The following is an 18,152-nucleotide window of genomic DNA, read 5'->3' as shown; positions in this document are numbered from 1 at the left end:
TCACGCCTCCGGAGCGAGGCGCTTGAGCTCCGCCTCGGTGGACTTCAGCAGGTCGTTCCAGGACTGCTCGAACTTGTCGACGCCCTCGTCCTCCAGGAGCTGCACGACCTCGTCGTACGAGATCCCGACCTTGGCGATCGCGTCGAGCTCGGCCTTGGCCTGCTCGTACGTGCCGCGCACCGTGTCACCGGTGATCCGCCCGTGGTCGGCCGTGGCCTCCAGGGTGGCCTCCGGCATGGTGTTGACCGTGTTCGGGGCGACCAGGTCGTCCACGTACAGCGTGTCCTTGTAGGCCGGGTCCTTGACGCCGGTCGAGGCCCACAGCGCACGCTGCTTGTTGGCGCCGGCCTTCTCCAGGACGGCCCAGCGGTCCGAGGAGAAGACCTCCTCGTAGGCCTGGTAGGCCAGGCGGGCGTTGGCGAGGGCGGCCTTGCCGCGCAGCGCCTTGGCCTCGTCGGTGCCCAGGGCGTCCAGGCGCTTGTCGATCTCGGTGTCCACGCGGGACACGAAGAAGGACGCGACCGAGTGGATCAGGGACAGGTCCAGGCCCGCGGCCTTGGCCTGCTCCAGACCGGTCAGGTAGGCGTCCATGACCGCGCGGTAGCGCTCGAGGGAGAAGATCAGCGTGACGTTGACGCTGATGCCCTTGCCGATCACGTCGGCGATCGCCGGCAGGCCCGCCTTGGTGGCCGGGATCTTGATCAGCGTGTTGGGGCGGTCCACCAGCCAGGCCAGCTGCTTGGCCTCGGCGACGGTGGCCTTGGTGTCGTGCGCCAGACGGGGGTCGACCTCGATGGAGACCCGGCCGTCCTGGCCGTTCGTGGCGTCGAAGACCGGGCGCAGGATGTCGGCGGCGTCGCGCACGTCCGCCGTGGTGATCATGCGGATGGCCTCGTCGACGGTGACCTTGCGGGCCGCGAGGTCGGCGAGCTGCTGCTCGTAGCCCTCACCGCTGGAGATCGCCTTCTGGAAGATCGACGGGTTCGTCGTGACGCCCACGACGTGGCTCTGGTCGATCAGCTCGGCCAGGTTGCCGGACGTGATGCGCTTGCGGGACAGGTCGTCCAGCCAGATCGCGACGCCTTCGTCGGAGAGGCGCTTGAGTGCGTCTGTCATGGGTTCTGCATCTCCTACTTGCTCGTAAAGGGGCGTCAGCGGCGGGCGGCGTCGGCGTGCTCGATCGACTCGCGCGCGGCCGCGACGACGGCCTCGGTGGTCAGACCGAACTCGCGGTAGAGCACCTTGTAGTCGGCGGAGGCGCCGAAGTGCTCCAGCGACACGATGCGGCCGGCCTCGCCGACGTAGCGGTGCCAGGTCAGGCCGATGCCCGCCTCGACGGCGACCCGGGCCTTGACGTCCGGCAGCAGCACGCCGTCGCGGTACGCCTGGTCCTGCTCCTCGAACCACTCGACGGACGGCATCGAGACCACGCGGGTCGGGATGCCCTCGGCCTGGAGCTGCTCGCGGGCCTCGACGGCCAGCTGGACCTCGGAGCCGGTGCCGATCAGGATCACCTGCGGGCGGCCGCCCTCGGCCTCGAACAGGACGTAGCCACCCTTGGCCACACCCTCGTTCGCCTCGTACGTCGGGACGTTCTGGCGGGTGAGGGCCAGACCGTGCGGCGCGGGCTTGACGGTGTGGCGCTTGGTGATCTCGCGCCAGGCGATGGCCGTCTCGTTGGCGTCGGCCGGGCGGACCATGTTCAGGCCCGGGATGGCGCGCAGGGCGGCCATGTGCTCGACCGGCTGGTGGGTGGGGCCGTCCTCGCCGAGGCCGATGGAGTCGTGCGTCCACACGTAGGTGACCGGCAGCTTCATCAGCGCGGCCAGGCGGACCGCCGGGCGCATGTAGTCGGAGAACACCAGGAAGGTGCCGCCGTAGACGCGGGTGTTGCCGTGCAGCGCGATGCCGTTCATGGTCGAACCCATGGCGTGCTCGCGGATGCCGAAGTGGATCGTGCGGCCGTAGGGGTTCGCCTCCGGCAGCGGGTTGCCCACCGGGAGGAAGGACGACGACGGGTCGATCGTGGTGTTGTTCGAACCGGCGAGGTCGGCGGAGCCGCCCCACAGCTCGGGGATCACGCCGCCCAGCGCCTTGAGGACCTCACCCGACGCCTTGCGGGTGGCGACGTCCTTGCCGGCCGGGAAGACCGGGACGGCCTTCTCCCAGCCGTCGGGCAGCTCGCCCGCGACGATCCGGTCGAACTCGGCGGCGCGCTCCGGGTTGGCCTCGCGCCACTCCTGGATGCGCTTGTCCCACGTGGCGTGGGCCTCGCGGCCGCGGTCGACGACCTTGCGGACGTGGGCGAAGACCTCGTCCTCGACCTGGAAGTGCTGCTCGGGGTCGAAGCCCATGACCTTCTTGGTCGCGGCGACCTCGGCCTCGCCCAGCGCGGAGCCGTGCGACGCCTCGGTGTTCTGGGCGTTCGGGGCCGGCCAGGCGATGATCGTGCGCGCGGCGATGATCGAGGGACGCTCGGTCTCCTCCTGCGCGGCCTTCAGCGCGGCGTGCAGCGCGTGGATGTCGAAGTCGCCGTCGGCGCCCTGCTCGATGCGCTGGACGTGCCAGCCGTACGCCTCGTAGCGCCCCAGGACGTCCTCGGAGAACGCGGTCTCGGTGTCGCCCTCGATCGAGATGTGGTTGTCGTCGTAGAGCGCGACGATGTTGCCGAGCTTCTGGTGGCCGGCGAGCGAGGACGCCTCGGCCGAGATGCCCTCCTCCAGGTCGCCGTCGGAGACGATCGCCCAGATGGTGTGGTCGAACGGGGAGGTGCCCGCCGGCGCCTCCGGGTCGAACAGACCGCGCTCGTAGCGGGCGGCCATGGCCATGCCCACGGCGTTGGCGATGCCCTGGCCGAGGGGGCCGGTGGTGGTCTCCACGCCCCGCGTGTGGCCGTGCTCCGGGTGGCCGGGGGTCTTGCTGTCCCAGGTGCGGAAGGACTTCAGGTCCGACAGCTCCAGGCCGTAGCCCGCCATGAAGAGCTGGATGTACAGCGTCAGGCTGGTGTGGCCGGGGGAGAGGACGAAGCGGTCGCGACCGGTCCAGTCGGCGTCACTGGGGTCGTGCCGCATCATCTTCTGGAACAGCAGATAGGCGGCGGGCGCCAGGCTCATGGCCGTGCCCGGATGGCCGTTGCCGACCTTCTGCACGGAGTCCATGGCCAGGACGCGGGCGGTATCGACGGCCCGCTGGTCCAGTTCGGTCCATTCGAGGTCTGTGGTGGTCGGCTTGGTGCTCACCCTTGGATCAGGGCTCCTCTCCACATGGTCTTGTCTGCCGGGGGCGGTATGTTCCGCCACGACGCGGCGTGGTCGAGCCTACCCCTGCGGGGACGCGCATCTTTTCGACGTACAGTCGGCTGCCCGCTCCCGGGCAAGCGAATCGCGGCGGCAGGGATTCCCGCCGCGGGTGCGGCGCCCTGGGTCCAGCCTGCCGGGCGGCGCGCCCGCCCGCCTCCCGAAGGCGACCGTTGCGTCATGTCCGGGGAGCTCCGCGGCGGTGTCCGGGGCGCGCGGCGGGGCGTCCGTGATCCGTTGCGCGCGCCCTCAACACGACCCACCCCGGCGGAGGCCGTGCCATCGCCTGCGTCTAAAGTGGCGTGGTACGCGCAAGTCTTTACCGGGCTTTCCGTCCCGGATGTGCTTGCTGGCCTTATCTCTGTCAGGGGTGTGCGTGACGGCCGTCGAATCCCGTCCTGCGGGGGTGCTCACCGAGAGCCCCGGTCACCGGCCGTTCGGGGCCCGTGCCAAGGCGTTCGTGGCGCTGACCAAGCCGCGTGTCATCGAGTTGCTGCTGATGACCACCGTGCCGGTGATGTTCCTCGCGGCCCAGGGCGTGCCCGACCTGTGGCTGGTCCTGGCCACCTGCATCGGCGGCTACCTGTCCGCGGGCGGCGCCGGTGCGTTCAACATGTGGTACGACCGCGACATCGACGCCCTGATGGACCGCACGTCGCAGCGCCCGCTGGTGACCGGCATGGTCTCCCCGAAGGAGTGCCTGGTCTTCGCCTCCGTGCTGACGGTGGGCTCGACCCTGTGGTTCTGGTTCCTGGTCAACCCGCTGTCGGCGATGCTCTCCCTCGGCGCCAACGCCTTCTACGTCGTCATCTACACGATGATCCTCAAGCGGCGCACCGCGCAGAACATCGTGTGGGGCGGCATCGCGGGCTGCATGCCGGTCATCATCGGCTGGTCGGCCGTCGCGAACTCCGTCTCCTGGGCCGCCGTCGTCCTGTTCCTGGTGATCTTCTTCTGGACGCCGCCGCACTACTGGCCGCTGTCGATGAAGGTCAAGGACGACTACGAGCGCGTGGGCGTGCCGATGCTGCCCGTCATCGCGGGCAACAAGGCGGTCGCCAAGCAGATCGTCCTCTACAGCTGGGTGATGGTCCTCGTCTCGCTCTCCCTGCAGCCGCTCGGCTACACCGGCTGGTTCTACACGGTCGTCGCGGCGGCGCTGGGCGGCTTCTGGCTGAAGGAGGCGCACGCCCTGCAGCTGCGCGCCAACGCCGGCATCACGGGCGCGAAGCTCAAGGAGATGCGGCTCTTCCACTGGTCCATCACCTACGTGTCGCTGCTGTTCGTCGCAGTGGCCGTGGATCCCTTCCTTCGTTAATTACCGGTGGGTAGCATCTGCGGCATGGCAGATGACACCACCCCGCAGGACGGCACGGCCGGCAACGCCGCACCCGACGCCCGGGCGGACCGCAAGGCCGCCCGGCTCGCCCGTCAGATCGACACCTTCGCCAAGGGCCACGGCGGCTCCGCCGAGGGCCAGCTGGCCCACATCGCCCGCGGCACCGTACGGATCGCCCTCGTGGGCGCCGACGGCGAGTGGGGCAACCTCGTCGCCCCCTCCCTGGACGTCGCGCAGAAGGCCGCCGAGAAGGCCGGGCTGACCCTCCACGACGACTTCGACGGCGAGCTCGCCGCCAAGGTCCGCACCGGCCCGTACGAGTGGTCGCGCATGGCCGGCATCCAGGTCGGCGGCCCGGCCAACCCCGCCGCCGGCTGACCCGGCGGCCGGGCCGGCGACTGCCGATAACCGACGAGCCCCTCGGCCGTTAGACCCCCGGGGAGCGGCCGCACGCGCGCCGCTCGGGGCGGGGACGGCACGAGGGGGGCGGATGGACGGCATGCCGCCGCTCGTCGACCAGCACAGCCACGGCGCGGTCCACGGCGAGCTGGGACTCGGCGGGTTCGAGGCGCATCTGGCCGCGGCCGCGGGCGCAGCGGGCCCGGCCCCGCCCGGCACGTCCTTCTTCGACAGCCGCACGGGGCTCGCCCTGCGCCGCTGGTGCCCGCCGCTCCTCGGCCTGGACCCGCACTGCTCTCCCGTCCGCTACCTGGCGCGCCGCCGCGAGCTGGGCGCCTACCGGGCCGGGCAGCTGCTGCTGCGCGGCGCCGGCATCGGCACGTTCCTGCTGGAGACGGGGGAAACGAGCGCCCTCACCTCGGCCGCCGAGCTCGCCGGGGCCGCCGACGGCAGCGCGCACGAGGTCGTCCGGCTCGAACCGCTCGCCGAGCAGGTCGCGGACACCTCCGGGAGCGCGGACTCCTTCACCGCGTACACGGCCGAGGCGCTCTACGCGGCCGCCCGCGGCGCCATCGCGTTCGCCTGCAGTCTCCCCTTCTGCGACGGGAGCCCGCCGGGCCTGGCGGAGGTGCGCAGGGCCGCGGGGCAGTGGCTGCGGTCGCGCCGCCCGGGCGGCCGGCTGGACGACCCCGTCCTCGCCCGCCACCTGCTGTGGAGCGCGCTCGCCGCCGGGCTCCCCGTCCAGCTGCACTGCTCCGACCCGCTGCGGCTGACCCGCTTCCTGCGGGCCACGGCGGGCCTGGGGTGCGATCTGGTGCTGCTGCCGGACCCCTGGCACCACCGGGAGGCCGCGCAGCTCGCCGGCGCCTTCCCGCACGTCTACGCGGACGTGGGGCGGCTTCCTGAGGAGACGCTGCGTGAGGCGCCCTTCGGCAAGCTGCTGTTCTCCTCCGGCGCGCGCGGCCCGGCGGAGCTCTACGTGGTCGCCGCCCGGTCGTTCTCGCAGGCCATGGAACGGCTCATGAGCGACTGGGTGGCCGACGGCTGGTGCCGGCGGGCGGACGCGTGCAGGATCGCCTCGCTCGTCGCGGCCGGCACCGCCCGCAGGATCTACCGGCTGGACGCGCCGGCCGGCTGAGCCGGGACGGCCTCGTGCCCGTCCGCGGGGGCGGGCAGGACGGGCTGCCCGCCGCGGTCGCGCAGCGACAGGAAGACCCGCAGCACGGCGATCCACACCAGGCAGGAGCCGAACATGTGGGCGCCGACGACGACCTCGGGCTCGTCGTTGAAGTACTGCACGTAGCCGATGACGCCCTGGAACATCAGGACGGCGAACAGCTCCACGGTCCGGCGGCGCGGCACGGCCGGCGCCTTCACGGCCCGCAGCACGAACCACAGGGCGATGGTCAGGCCGACCACGATGTAGACGAAGTCGACGTGCAGCTGGGTGACCTCGCGCCAGTCCAGCGGGATGCGGTGGACGTCCTTCTTGGCGTCGCCCGCGTGCCGGCCGGAGCCGGTGACGACCGTGCCGACGAGGATCAGCACGGTGGTCGCCGCGACCAGGACCCAGCTGAGCTGCCGCACCGGACGCGCCACCAGGTCGCGCGGTGAGTCGTCGCCCTCGCCCGAGCGGTGCCACATCACCACGGCCACCGTCAGCAGCGCGGTCGCCGCGAGGAAGTGCAGGGCGACGATGTACGGGTTGAGGCCCGTCAGCACGGTGATGCCGCCGATGATGCCGTTGCTCGCGATCAGCCAGAACTGGGCCCAGCCCAGCCGCGTCAGGGGACGGCGGCGCGGGGCACGCGCGCGGGCCGCCACGATCGCCACGCCGACGATCGCGCAGAGCACGTACGTCAGCATGCGGTTGGTGAACTCGATGACGCCGTTGATGCCCATCTCCGGGGTGGGCGTCAGGCTGTCCTCGGTGCAGGTGGGCCACGTCGGGCAGCCGAGCCCCGACTGGGTGAGCCGGACCGCGCCGCCCGTCACCACGATGACCACGCCCATCACCACGCAGGCGAGGGCCGCTCGCTCGACGAAGCGCGCGGACGGCTGCCAGCGGTCGGCGACGATCTGGAGGGGGTTCAGCGTTTTCGGCACGGGCTCATCGTAAAGGGGAGCTTGTGCACGGATTCACGAGGGGTGCGCGTCGTGTGTTTCCGCGCCGTCACTCCCAGCGGAAGAACTTCGCCGCCGCCCCGAGGCCCAGCACCGCCCAGACGGCGAGGATGCCGAGGTCTCCCCACGGCATGCCCGCGCCGTGCTGCAGGACGTCCCGCAGGCCGTCCGAGAGCGCCGAGATCGGCAGCAGCTCCAGCACCGCCCGCACCCCGCCCGGGAACTTCTCCATCGGCACGATCACGCCGCCGCCGACCAGCAGCAGGAGGAAGACGAGGTTCGCCGCGGCGAGCGTCACCTCCGCCTTCAGCGCGCCGGCCATCAGCAGCCCCAGCCCGGAGAACGCCGCCGTGCCCAGCACGAGCAGCAGCACGACCGCGAGGGGATTGCCCTGCGGCGACCAGCCCAGCGCGAAGGCGATCACCGTCAGCAGCACGACCTGCAGCACCTCGGTGACCAGCACCGAGCAGGTCTTCGCCGTCATCAGCGCCCAGCGCGGCAGCGGCGAGGCGCCCAGCCGCTTGAGGACGCCGTAGCGGCGCTCGAAACCGGTCGCGATGGCCTGGCCGGTGAACGCCGTGGACATCACCGCCAGCGCCAGCACGCCCGGGGCGAGGAAGTCGACGGCTTCGCCCTCGCCCGTGTCGACGATGTCGACGGCGCTGAAGAGCACCAGCAGCAGCGTGGGGATGACGACGGTCAGCAGCAGCTGCTCGCCGTTGCGCAGCAGCATGCGGGTCTCCAGCGCGGCCTGCGCGCGGATCATCCGGGAGAGGGGAGCGGCACCGGGCCGCGGGGCGAAGGCCCCGTCGCCCGCCGAGATCGCATCACTCATGCCCGCAGCTCCTTACCGGTCAGCTCCAAGAAGACGTCCTCCAGCGTGTGCCGCTCGACCGCGATGCGGTCCGGCATGACGCCGTTCTGCGCGCACCACGTGGTCACCGTGGCGAGCAGCTGCGGGTCGATGCGGCCGCCCACGCGGTACGTGCCCGGGGTCAGCTCCGCCGCCGTCGATTCGGCGGGCAGGGCCTTCAGGAGCGAGGTGAGGTCCAGGCCGGGCCGGCCGCTGAAGCGCAGGGTGTTCTCCGCGCCGCCCCGGCACAGCTCCTCGGGGCTGCCCTGGGCGATGACCCGGCCGCTGTCGATGATGGCGATGTCGTCGGCCAGGGCCTCGGCCTCGTCCATGTAGTGCGTGGTGAGGACGACGGTGACGCCGTCGGTGCGCAGCTCGCGCACCAGGTCCCAGGTGGCGTGCCGGGCCTGCGGGTCCAGGCCGGCGGTCGGCTCGTCCAGGAAGACCAGCTCGGGGCGGCCGACGACGGCCATGGCGAGCGCGAGCCGCTGCTGCTGGCCGCCGGAGAGCCGCCGGTAGGACGTCCGGCCGCAGCCGCCGAGGCCCAGCCGTTCTATGAGGGAGGGCACGTTTAGGGGGTGCGCGTGCAGGGCCGCGACGTGGCGCAGCATCTCCTCCGCGCGCGCCCCCGCGTACACCCCTCCGCTCTGCAGCATGACGCCCACGCGGGGGCGGAGCTCGGCCGCGTCGGCGACGGGGTCGAGCCCCAGGACGCGGACGGTGCCCGCGTCGGGGCGGCGGTAGCCCTCGCAGGTCTCGATCGTGGTGGTCTTGCCGGCTCCGTTGGGGCCGAGGACGGCGGTGAGGCCGCCGCGGGCGACGGACAGGTCGAGCCCGTCCACCGCGGCCTTCGGTCCGTACCGCTTCACCAGCCCGCGGACCTCGACCGCGGGCCGGTCCGGGGCCTCGGGGGTGTCCCCCGGGAAGACGCTGCGCATGGCGCGAAGTCTACGAAGCCGGGCGTGTCCCCGGAGGCCCCGGGGTGGAACCCGTTCGCGGAGGGACCGCCGCGGGAGCCCGGAACCACGGGCCTCCGGGCAAGATCGACGGGTGGCGGTTAGGTAACCCTTAGTGATCGAGGACACCGCCGGCCGGCGGGGGCGAGGCTTGTCCGCCTCCGGGTAATTACGCAACAATGGTGTTGTGAAATACGCGGGCGAGGCTTCACGGGGCCCCGCGGCCGGTCCGGAAGGATCCGCGGCCGCCGGGTTGCAGCGGCCTGCGCCCGGGCCCGCGCGCGAGGAGGACCGTCGCGAGCACGGCCATGACGAGCAGCGCGGCACCCGCAACCGCGTCGCGCGCTCCATCCTCGACCACGGCCCGTCCACCGCGGCCGAGCTCGCCCTTCGCCTGGAGCTCACCCAGGCGGCCGTGCGCCGCCACCTCGACACCCTCGTCGCCGAGGGTGTCGTCGAGCCCCGGGAGAAGCGGGTCTACGGCGCCCGGAGCCGCGGCCGCCCCGCCAAGGCCTTCGCGCTGACCGACTGCGGCCGCGACGCCTTCGACCAGGCCTACGACAAGCTGGCCGGCGACGCCCTGCGCTGGATCGCGCAGGCCGCCGGCGGCGGCGAGATGGGGGAGGCCGCGGTCGCGGCCTTCGCCCGGGCCCGGATGGCCGCCCAGGCCGAGGGCTACCGCCGGGCGCTGGAGGCGGCCCCGCCCGAATCCCGCACGGAGGCCCTTGCCAGGGCATTGACCGCGGACGGGTACGCTGCTACGGCGCGTAGCGCGCCGGTCGGCGAACAGCTTTGCCAGCACCACTGCCCGGTCGCCCATGTCGCCGAGCAGTTCCCGCAGCTGTGCGAGGCGGAGACCGAGGTCTTCTCCCGCCTGCTCGGGACACATGTGCAGCGTCTTGCCACCATCGCCCACGGCGACGGGGTGTGCACGACGTTCATCCCGAAGAGCAAGACCAAGACCACCACAGCATCCGCCAGCACGGCCGGGAGGAACCCCGCATGACTCTCCCCACGGAGACTGCCCACCCTGAGCTCGAAGGCCTGGGCACGTACGAATACGGCTGGGCCGACTCCGACGTGGCCGGCGCCGCAGCCAAGCGCGGCCTTTCCGAGGAGGTCGTCCGCGACATCTCGGCGAAGAAGTCCGAGCCGGAGTGGATGCTCAAGCTGCGTCTCAAGGGTCTGAAGCTCTTCGACAAGAAGCCCATGCCGACCTGGGGCTCCGACCTCTCCGGCATCGACTTCGACAACATCAAGTACTTCGTGCGCTCCACCGAGAAGGCCGCCGCCTCCTGGGAGGACCTGCCGGAGGACATCAAGAACACCTACGACAAGCTGGGCATCCCGGAGGCCGAGAAGCAGCGCCTCGTCGCCGGTGTCGCCGCCCAGTACGAGTCGGAGGTCGTCTACCACCAGATCCGTGAGGACCTGGAGGCCCAGGGCGTCATCTTCCTGGACACCGACACGGCCCTGAAGGAGCACCCGGAGCTCTTCCAGGAGTACTTCGGCACGGTCATCCCCGTCGGCGACAACAAGTTCGCGTCGCTGAACACCGCCGTGTGGTCCGGCGGCTCGTTCATCTACGTCCCGAAGGGTGTCCACGTCGACATCCCCCTGCAGGCCTACTTCCGTATCAACACGGAGAACATGGGCCAGTTCGAGCGGACGCTGATCATCGTCGACGAGGACGCCTACGTCCACTACGTCGAGGGCTGCACCGCCCCGATCTACTCCTCGGACTCGCTGCACAGCGCGGTCGTGGAGATCATCGTCAAGAAGGGCGGCCGCTGCCGCTACACGACGATCCAGAACTGGTCGAACAACGTCTACAACCTGGTCACCAAGCGTGCCGTGGCCTACGAGGGCGCGACCATGGAGTGGGTCGACGGCAACATCGGCTCCAAGGTGACGATGAAGTACCCGGCCGTCTACCTGATGGGCGAGCACGCCAAGGGCGAGACGCTGTCGATCGCGTTCTCCGGCCAGGGCCAGCACCAGGACGCCGGCGCCAAGATGGTCCACATGGCGCCGAACACCTCCTCCAACATCGTCTCCAAGTCGGTGGCGCGAGGCGGTGGCCGCACCTCCTACCGCGGCCTGATCGAGATCGGCGAGGGCGCCCACGGCTCCAAGTCGAACGTGCTCTGCGACGCCCTGCTCGTGGACACCATCTCCCGCTCGGACACCTACCCCTACGTCGACGTCCGCGAGGACGACGTCTCCATGGGTCACGAGGCGACCGTCTCCAAGGTCAGCGACGACCAGCTCTTCTACCTGATGAGCCGGGGCCTGTCCGAGGACGAGGCGATGGCGATGATCGTGCGCGGCTTCGTCGAGCCGATCGCCCGCGAGCTGCCCATGGAGTACGCGCTGGAGCTCAACCGGCTGATCGAGCTGCAGATGGAAGGCTCCGTCGGCTGACCTTCCCCCGCCCTTAAGGCAGGGGAGGGGCACGGACGCCCCCGACCGCAGCAGCGAACCCTTTGTGACAGGAAGAGAGCACGACGACAGCCATGGCTGACAACACCCCCGCCGGCAGCACGACCGACGGCGCCATCCAGGTGGGCGGGCCGCAGCAGCCCATCGACGCGCGCGTGAGCGCCCCCGCCTCGTACGACGTGGCGGACTTCCCCGTGCCGCACGGCCGCGAGGAGGAGTGGCGGTTCACCCCGCTGGAGCGCCTGCGCGGTCTGCACGACGGCTCGGCCCTTGAGAAGGGCGTGAACGGCGGCGGCGTCAAGGTCGAGGTGAGCGCCCCCGCCGGCGTCACCGTCGAGACCGTCGGCCGCGACGACGCCCGCCTCGGCCGGGCCGGCAAGCCCGTCGACCGCGTGGCCGCCCAGGCCTACAGCTCCTTCGAGAAGGCCTCGGTCGTCTCGATCCCCAAGGACGCGGTCCTCACCGAGCCCGTCACCATCTCCGTGCACGGCGAGGGCGGCGTGGCCTTCGGCCACCAGGTGGTCGAGGTCGGCGCCTTCGCCGAGGCCGTCGTCGTCCTGGACCACACCGGTGACACCACGCTCGCCGCCAACGTCGAGTTCCTCGTGGGCGACGGCGCCAAGCTCACCGTCGTCTCCGTCCAGGACTGGGACGCCACCGCGGTGCACGCCGCCCAGCAGACCGCGCTGATCGGCCGCGACGCCTCCTTCAAGTCCGTCATCGTCACCTTCGGCGGCGACCTGGTCCGCCTCCACCCGCGGGTCGTCTACGGCGCCCCCGGCGGCGAGGCCGAGCTCTACGGCCTGTACTTCACGGACGAGGGCCAGCACCAGGAGCACCGCCTCTTCGTCGACCACGACACCCCGCACTGCCGCAGCAACGTCGCCTACAAGGGCGCGCTGCAGGGCCAGGACGCGCACGCCGTCTGGATCGGCGACGTCCTCATCCGCGCGGCGGCCGAGGGCACCGACACCTACGAGCTCAACCGCAACCTCGTCCTCACCGACGGGGCCCGCGTCGACTCCGTGCCCAACCTGGAGATCGAGACCGGCGAGATCGTCGGCGCCGGCCACGCCTCGGCGACCGGCCGCTTCGACGACGAGCAGCTGTTCTACCTGATGGCCCGCGGCATCCCGGCCGACGAGGCCCGCCGCCTGGTCGTCCGCGGCTTCTTCGCCGAGCTCGTCCAGCAGATCGGCATCCCGGAACTCGAGGAACGCCTCATCGCCAAGATCGAGGCCGAGCTGGAGGCGTCGGTGGCATGAGCGAGACCCTTTTCGTCCGAGTGGCCGCGCTGAGCGACCTGGAGGAGGACACCCCCAAGCGGGTCGAGGTCGACGGCGTCGCCGTCTCCCTCGTCCGCACCGAGGGCGAGGTCTTCGCCATCAACGACATCTGCTCCCACGCGAACGTGTCGCTCTCCGAGGGCGAGGTGGAGGACTGCGCCATCGAGTGCTGGCTGCACGGCTCCAGCTTCGACCTGCGCACCGGAAAGCCCTCCGGCCTGCCGGCCACGCGCCCCGTCCCCGTATACCCCGTCAAGATCGAAGGGGACGACGTGCTCGTCTCCGTCACCCAGGAGTCCTGAGTTCCCCATGGCAACGCTTGAGATCCACGACCTGCACGTCTCCGTCGAAGCCGAGAACGGCCCGCGCGAGATCCTCAAGGGCGTCGACCTGACCGTGAAGCAGGGCGAGACCCACGCCATCATGGGCCCCAACGGCTCCGGCAAGTCGACCCTGGCGTACTCCCTCGCGGGTCACCCCAAGTACACGATCACCGGCGGCACCGTCACCCTCGACGGCGAGAACGTCTTGGAGATGTCCGTCGACGAGCGCGCCCGCGCCGGCGTCTTCCTCGCCATGCAGTACCCGGTCGAGGTGCCCGGCGTCTCGGTCTCCAACTTCCTGCGCACCTCCGCCACCGCCATCCGCGGCGAGGCCCCCAAGCTGCGCACCTGGGTGAAGGAGGTCAAGGAGGCCATGGAGCGCCTCAACATGGACCCCGCCTTCGCCGAGCGCAACGTCAACGAGGGCTTCTCCGGCGGTGAGAAGAAGCGCCACGAGATCCTCCAGCTGGAGCTCCTCAAGCCGAAGATCGCGATCCTCGACGAGACCGACTCCGGCCTGGACGTCGACGCCCTGCGCCAGGTCTCCGAGGGCGTCAACCGCGTCCGCGAGACCGGCGAGGTCGGCACCCTGCTGATCACGCACTACACGCGCATCCTGCGCTACATCAAGCCCGACTTCGTCCACGTCTTCTCCGGCGGCCGCATCGTCGAGTCCGGCGGCGCCGAGCTGGCCGACAAGCTGGAGTCCGAGGGCTACGAGGCCTACCAGACGAAGGGCGGCGTCACCGCGTGACCATACTGCCGGGCCTCCTCGACACCGAGGCGATTCGCAAGGACTTCCCCATCCTGGACCGCACGGTCCACGACGGTAAGAAGATCGTCTACCTGGACTCCGCGGCCACCTCCCAGAAGCCGCGCCAGGTGCTCGACGCGCTCAACGCGTACTACGAGCGGCACAACGCCAACGTCCACCGCGGCGTCTACACCATCGCCGAGGAGGCCACGGCGCTGTACGAGGGCGCGCGCGACAAGGTCGCCGCCTTCATCAACGCCCCCAGCCGCGACGAGGTCATCTTCACCAAGAACGCCTCCGAGTCGCTCAACCTCGTGGCCAACATGCTCGGCTGGGCCGACGAGCCCTACCGGGTCGACCACGACACCGAGATCGTCATCACGGAGATGGAGCACCACTCCAACATCGTCCCGTGGCAGCTGCTCTCGCAGCGCACCGGCGCGAAGCTGAAGTGGTTCGGCCTCACCGACGACGGCCGCCTCGACCTGTCCAACATCGACGAGATCATCACCGAGAAGACCAAGGTCGTCTCGTTCGTGCTGGTCTCCAACATCATGGGCACGGTCAACCCCGTCGAGACCATCGTCCGGCGCGCCCAGGAGGTCGGTGCGCTCGTCGTGATCGACGCCTCCCAGGCCGCCCCGCACATGGTGCTGGACGTCCAGGCCCTCCAGGCCGACTTCGTGGCCTTCACCGGCCACAAGATGTGCGGCCCGACCGGCATCGGCGTGCTGTGGGGCCGTCAGGAGCTGCTGGAGGACCTCCCGCCGTTCCTCGGCGGCGGCGAGATGATCGAGACCGTCTCGATGCACTCCTCCACCTACGCCCCCGCGCCGCACAAGTTCGAGGCCGGCACGCCCCCGATCGCCCAGGCCGTCGGCCTCGGCGCCGCGGTGGACTACCTCTCCTCGATCGGCATGGAGAACATCGCCCGCCACGAGCACGCGATCACGCAGTACGCCGTGACCCGCCTCCAGGAGGTCCCGGACCTGCGGATCATCGGCCCCACCACGGCCGAGGACCGCGGCGCCACGATCTCCTTCACGCTCGGCGACATCCACCCGCACGACGTGGGCCAGGTCCTCGACGAGCAGGGCATCGCGGTGCGCGTCGGCCACCACTGCGCGCGGCCCGTCTGCCTCCGGTACGGAATTCCTGCGACCACGCGGGCGTCGTTCTACCTGTACTCCACGCCCGGCGAGGTCGACGCCCTGGTCGCGGGTCTGGAGCACGTCCGGAACTTCTTCGGGTAGAGCGGGGATCTTGTGAAGCTGGATTCGATGTACCAGGACGTCATCCTGGACCACTACAAGCACCCGCACGGGCGGGGCTTGCGGGACGGCGACGCCGAGGTGCACCACGTCAATCCGACCTGCGGCGACGAGATCACGCTGCGGGTGCGCATGACCGGCGACACCATCGAGGACGTCTCGTACGAGGGCCAGGGCTGCTCCATCAGCCAGGCCAGCGCCTCCGTCCTCAACGAGCTGCTCGTCGGCAAGGAGCTGGAGCAGGCGCAGAAGATCCAGGAGACCTTCCTGGAGCTGATGCAGTCCAAGGGCCGCATCGAGCCGGACGACGCGATGGAGGAGGTGCTGGAGGACGCGGTCGCGTTCGCCGGCGTCTCCAAGTACCCGGCGCGCGTGAAGTGTGCTCTGCTGAGCTGGATGGCGTGGAAGGACGCGACCGCCCAGGCACTGGGCGAGGGCGCTGAGAGGAAGACCGCATGAGCGACAACGCAGGGATGACCACCAAGCCGGCCACGGAGGAGGAGGTCCGCGAGGCCCTCTACGACGTGGTCGACCCCGAGCTGGGCATCGACGTCGTCAACCTCGGCCTGATCTACGGCATCCACATCGACGACGCCAACATCGCCACCCTCGACATGACCCTGACGTCCGCGGCCTGCCCGCTGACCGACGTCATCGAGGACCAGGCGAAGTCGGCCACCGAAGGCATCGTCAACGAGCTCCGGATCAACTGGGTCTGGATGCCGCCGTGGGGCCCGGACAAGATCACCGACGAGGGTCGCGAGCAGCTCCGCGCGCTCGGCTTCAACGTCTGACCCGCGCACTCCGCACAACGGCAGCAGCCCGCCCCTGACCCCGGTCAGGCGGCGGGCTGCTGCTGTGTGGCGCAGTGGATGCCGCCGCCGCCCTCCGCCAGTTCGTGGATTGCGATCCGGCGGATCGTGCGGCCGGGGTGGAGGTCGCGCAGGAGGGACGCGGCGCGGTCGTCGGCGCGGCGGTCGCCGAAACGGGGGACGAGCACGGCGCCGTTCGCCACGTAGTAGTTGGCGTAGCAGCCGAGGAAGTCCTCGCCGCGCCTGCCGAGGGCGGCCGGATCCGGCTCGGGGAGGTCCAGGACCTCCAGGGGCCGCCCGTGGGCGTCGGTGGCCGCCTTCAGCGCGGCGCGCGCCTGCTCGTACACGCGTGTCCAGACGTCCGGCTTCGCCCCGGGCGGCGGGCTGCTCAGCAGGACCGTGCCGGGGGCGGCGAAGCGGGCCAGGGCGTCGACGTGGCAGTCGGTGACGTCCTCGCCGCGGACGCCCTCCAGCCAGATGACCTCGCGGGCGCCGAGCAGTGCCTCGAGGGCCTTCTCGATGTCGTCGCGCGAGTGCCCCGGGTTGCGGTTGTCGTTCACCAGCGAGCTCTCGGTGACCAGCAGCGTGCCCTCGCCGTCGGACTCCAGCGAGCCGCCCTCGGCGACGACCGGCGCCTCGATGCGGGGCACCCCGAAGGCCTCCAGCACCCGGCGCGCGACCAGGCCGTCCCGGGGGTGCTCCTGCTTGCCGCCCCAGCCGTTGAAGCCGAAGTCGATCCCGGCCGCGGTGCCGTCCGGGCCGGTGACGAAGACGGGGCCGGAGTCCCGCAGCCACAGGTCGTCGACGGGCACCTCCACGATCTCCACGCCCCCGCCGCACGCCTTCCGCGCCGCTCCGGCGTCCTGCGGCCCGGCGAGCATCACCACCGGCTCGTACTCCGCGATCACGCGGGCGATCGCGGCGACGTCCTCGCGGACGGCGGCGGTGTACCGGCCCCAGACGGGACCGGCCGGCGGCCAGCCCATGAAGGTCCGCAGGTGGGGCTGTGACTCCCCGGGCATCCGGCGGTCCGGCTGGTGCATCGTCGGCGCTCCTTCGAAGACGGACGGTTCTGGGGCGGATGTTTCTGAGGCGGACGGTTCTCCCCCGGGAGGACGCGGAACACCGGCACCGGCGTTGACAGCCTTCGCGATGCGTACGGCCGTACGCAAGCCGTGGTCCTCGATGAGCCGGGCGACCGGTTCGCCGTGAGGCGGCGAGTTCGCCTTGAGAGGCCCCGGCCGGTTAGGTTTTCGGGCATGACCGATGCTGTTGCCCCCCGTACCACCGGCGCCGTCGCCGCCGGCCTCGCCACGATCACCCAGGACGGGACCGTCCTCGACACCTGGTTCCCCGCCCCGGAGCTCACCGAGGACGCCGGCCCGGCCGGCACCGAGCGCCTGAGCGCCGAGCGCGCCGCCGAGCTGCTCGGCGAGAACGCCCTCAAGGCCGCCGGCCCGGACCCGCGCCGGGGCGTCGAGGTCGTGGCCGTCCGTACGGTCATCGCCTCGCTGGACGACAAGCCGCTCGACGCCCACGACGCCTACCTGCGCCTGCACCTGCTCTCGCACCGCCTGGTGAAGCCGCACGGCCAGAGCCTGGACGGCATCTTCGGCCTGCTCGCCAACGTCGCCTGGACCTCCCTCGGCCCCGTCGCCGTCGACCAGGTCGAGACGGTGCGCCTGAACGCCCGCGCCGAGGGCCTGCACCTGCAGGTGACCAGCATCGACAAGTTCCCCCGGATGACGGACTACGTCGCCCCGTCCGGCGTGCGCATCGCCGACGCCGACCGCGTCCGCCTGGGCGCCCACCTCGCCGCCGGCACCACCGTCATGCACGAGGGCTTCGTCAACTTCAACGCCGGCACGCTGGGCACCTCGATGGTCGAGGGCCGCATCAGCGCGGGCGTCGTCGTGGGCGACGGCTCCGACATCGGCGGCGGCGCCTCCACCATGGGCACCCTCTCCGGCGGCGGCAAGCAGATCATCTCCATCGGCGAGCGCTGCCTGCTCGGCGCCGAGTCGGGCATCGGCATCGCCCTCGGCGACGAGTGCGTGGTCGAGGCCGGCCTGTACGTGACCGCGGGCACCCGCGTCACCCTGCCGGACGGCCAGGTCGTCAAGGCGCTGGAGCTCTCCGGCGCCGACAACATCCTCTTCCGCCGCAACTCCACCTCCGGCGCGGTCGAGGCCCGCCCGTACAAGAGCACCTGGGGCGGTCTGAACGAGATCCTGCACAGCCACAACTGAGCGGGACGGCGCAGTGGAGCGGCCGCACCCCGGGCGAGGGGTGCGGCC

General features: G+C 71.2%; 18 protein-coding genes. 12 read left to right on the top strand and 6 right to left on the bottom strand.

What is annotated here, in order from left to right; all coding sequences use genetic code 11:
- Together tal and tkt are read right to left on the bottom strand one after the other, a co-directional pair.
- On the bottom strand, positions 1-1,116 hold the full coding sequence (gene tal / locus ACOTKD_RS33155; RefSeq protein ID WP_424892703.1) for a transaldolase: 1,116 nt from the start codon (positions 1,114-1,116) through the stop codon (positions 1-3).
- Between the two features lie 35 nt (positions 1,117-1,151).
- Positions 1,152-3,239, bottom strand: a complete 2,088-nt coding sequence (gene tkt / locus ACOTKD_RS33150; RefSeq protein ID WP_424892702.1) for a transketolase — start codon at positions 3,237-3,239, stop codon at positions 1,152-1,154.
- Positions 3,240-3,672: 433 nt separating this feature from the next.
- On the opposite strand from tkt, the gene ACOTKD_RS33145 reads away from it, so the two are divergent.
- The 3 genes from ACOTKD_RS33145 (at position 3,673) to ACOTKD_RS33135 (ending at position 6,172) form a co-directional block, all read left to right on the top strand.
- On the top strand, positions 3,673-4,614 hold the full coding sequence (locus ACOTKD_RS33145; protein WP_424892701.1) for a heme o synthase: 942 nt from the start codon (positions 3,673-3,675) through the stop codon (positions 4,612-4,614).
- A 24-nt stretch (positions 4,615-4,638) separates the two neighbouring features.
- Positions 4,639-5,013, top strand: coding sequence for a hypothetical protein (locus ACOTKD_RS33140; RefSeq protein ID WP_424892700.1), 375 nt, complete (start codon positions 4,639-4,641; stop codon positions 5,011-5,013).
- 112 nt (positions 5,014-5,125) lie between these two features.
- Positions 5,126-6,172, top strand: coding sequence for an amidohydrolase (locus tag ACOTKD_RS33135; RefSeq protein ID WP_424892699.1), 1,047 nt, complete (start codon positions 5,126-5,128; stop codon positions 6,170-6,172).
- On the opposite strand, the gene ACOTKD_RS33130 is transcribed toward ACOTKD_RS33135, so the two are convergent.
- The 3 genes from ACOTKD_RS33130 to ACOTKD_RS33120 form a co-directional block, all read right to left on the bottom strand.
- Positions 6,145-7,140, bottom strand: a complete 996-nt coding sequence (locus ACOTKD_RS33130) for a COX15/CtaA family protein (RefSeq protein ID WP_424892698.1) — start codon at positions 7,138-7,140, stop codon at positions 6,145-6,147. The genes ACOTKD_RS33135 and ACOTKD_RS33130 overlap by 28 nt on opposite strands.
- Before the next feature lie 67 nt (positions 7,141-7,207).
- Positions 7,208-7,993, bottom strand: a complete 786-nt coding sequence (locus tag ACOTKD_RS33125) for an ABC transporter permease (RefSeq protein WP_424892697.1) — start codon at positions 7,991-7,993, stop codon at positions 7,208-7,210.
- Complete coding sequence (locus tag ACOTKD_RS33120) at positions 7,990-8,949, bottom strand: ABC transporter ATP-binding protein (protein ID WP_424892696.1); 960 nt, start codon at positions 8,947-8,949, stop codon at positions 7,990-7,992. Before ACOTKD_RS33120 ends, ACOTKD_RS33125 begins: the two co-directional genes overlap by 4 nt.
- A gap of 205 nt (positions 8,950-9,154) precedes the next feature.
- Here ACOTKD_RS33120 and ACOTKD_RS33115 point away from each other — a divergent pair, with 205 nt between their 5' ends.
- From ACOTKD_RS33115 to ACOTKD_RS33080, 8 genes are all read left to right on the top strand, one after another.
- The gene (locus ACOTKD_RS33115; RefSeq protein WP_424892695.1) at positions 9,155-9,973 is read left to right on the top strand and encodes a helix-turn-helix transcriptional regulator; all 819 of its coding nucleotides are present in this window, start codon (positions 9,155-9,157) and stop codon (positions 9,971-9,973) included.
- Positions 9,970-11,391: a Fe-S cluster assembly protein SufB gene (sufB, locus tag ACOTKD_RS33110; protein WP_424892694.1), complete on the top strand. Its 1,422-nt coding sequence runs from the start codon at positions 9,970-9,972 to the stop codon at positions 11,389-11,391. The genes ACOTKD_RS33115 and sufB overlap by 4 nt, the downstream gene beginning before the upstream one ends.
- Before the next feature lie 92 nt (positions 11,392-11,483).
- Complete coding sequence (gene sufD / locus ACOTKD_RS33105) at positions 11,484-12,674, top strand: Fe-S cluster assembly protein SufD (protein ID WP_424892693.1); 1,191 nt, start codon at positions 11,484-11,486, stop codon at positions 12,672-12,674.
- Entirely contained in the window at positions 12,671-12,997 is a 327-nt protein-coding gene (locus ACOTKD_RS33100) for a non-heme iron oxygenase ferredoxin subunit (protein WP_424892692.1), read from the top strand. The genes sufD and ACOTKD_RS33100 overlap by 4 nt, the downstream gene beginning before the upstream one ends.
- Positions 12,998-13,004: 7 nt before the next feature.
- Positions 13,005-13,772 carry a Fe-S cluster assembly ATPase SufC gene (gene sufC / locus ACOTKD_RS33095; RefSeq protein WP_424892691.1) on the top strand — a complete coding sequence of 256 codons (768 nt, stop codon included), beginning with the start codon at positions 13,005-13,007 and terminating at the stop codon, positions 13,770-13,772.
- A complete protein-coding gene (locus tag ACOTKD_RS33090; protein WP_424892690.1) occupies positions 13,769-15,025 on the top strand; it encodes a cysteine desulfurase in 1,257 nt (418 codons plus the stop codon). Before sufC ends, ACOTKD_RS33090 begins: the two co-directional genes overlap by 4 nt.
- A 12-nt stretch (positions 15,026-15,037) precedes the next feature.
- Positions 15,038-15,502: a Fe-S cluster assembly sulfur transfer protein SufU gene (gene sufU / locus ACOTKD_RS33085; RefSeq protein WP_424892689.1), complete on the top strand. Its 465-nt coding sequence runs from the start codon at positions 15,038-15,040 to the stop codon at positions 15,500-15,502.
- A complete protein-coding gene (locus tag ACOTKD_RS33080) occupies positions 15,499-15,837 on the top strand; it encodes a metal-sulfur cluster assembly factor (protein ID WP_424892688.1) in 339 nt (112 codons plus the stop codon). Before sufU ends, ACOTKD_RS33080 begins: the two co-directional genes overlap by 4 nt.
- Before the next feature lie 44 nt (positions 15,838-15,881).
- Here ACOTKD_RS33080 and ACOTKD_RS33075 read toward each other — a convergent pair whose 3' ends face one another.
- Positions 15,882-16,898, bottom strand: coding sequence for an agmatine deiminase family protein (locus ACOTKD_RS33075; protein WP_424892687.1), 1,017 nt, complete (start codon positions 16,896-16,898; stop codon positions 15,882-15,884).
- Between the two features lie 216 nt (positions 16,899-17,114).
- Here ACOTKD_RS33075 and dapD point away from each other — a divergent pair, with 216 nt between their 5' ends.
- On the top strand, positions 17,115-18,104 hold the full coding sequence (dapD, locus tag ACOTKD_RS33070) for a 2,3,4,5-tetrahydropyridine-2,6-dicarboxylate N-succinyltransferase (RefSeq protein ID WP_424892686.1): 990 nt from the start codon (positions 17,115-17,117) through the stop codon (positions 18,102-18,104).
- Positions 18,105-18,152: the final 48 nt, after the last annotated feature.

It is taken from the genome of Streptomyces sp. XH2 (genome assembly GCF_049725035.1).
Taxonomy (GTDB): Bacteria; Actinomycetota; Actinomycetes; order Streptomycetales; family Streptomycetaceae; genus Streptomyces; species Streptomyces roseoverticillatus.
This window is presented reverse-complemented; position numbering and strand designations above follow the sequence as displayed.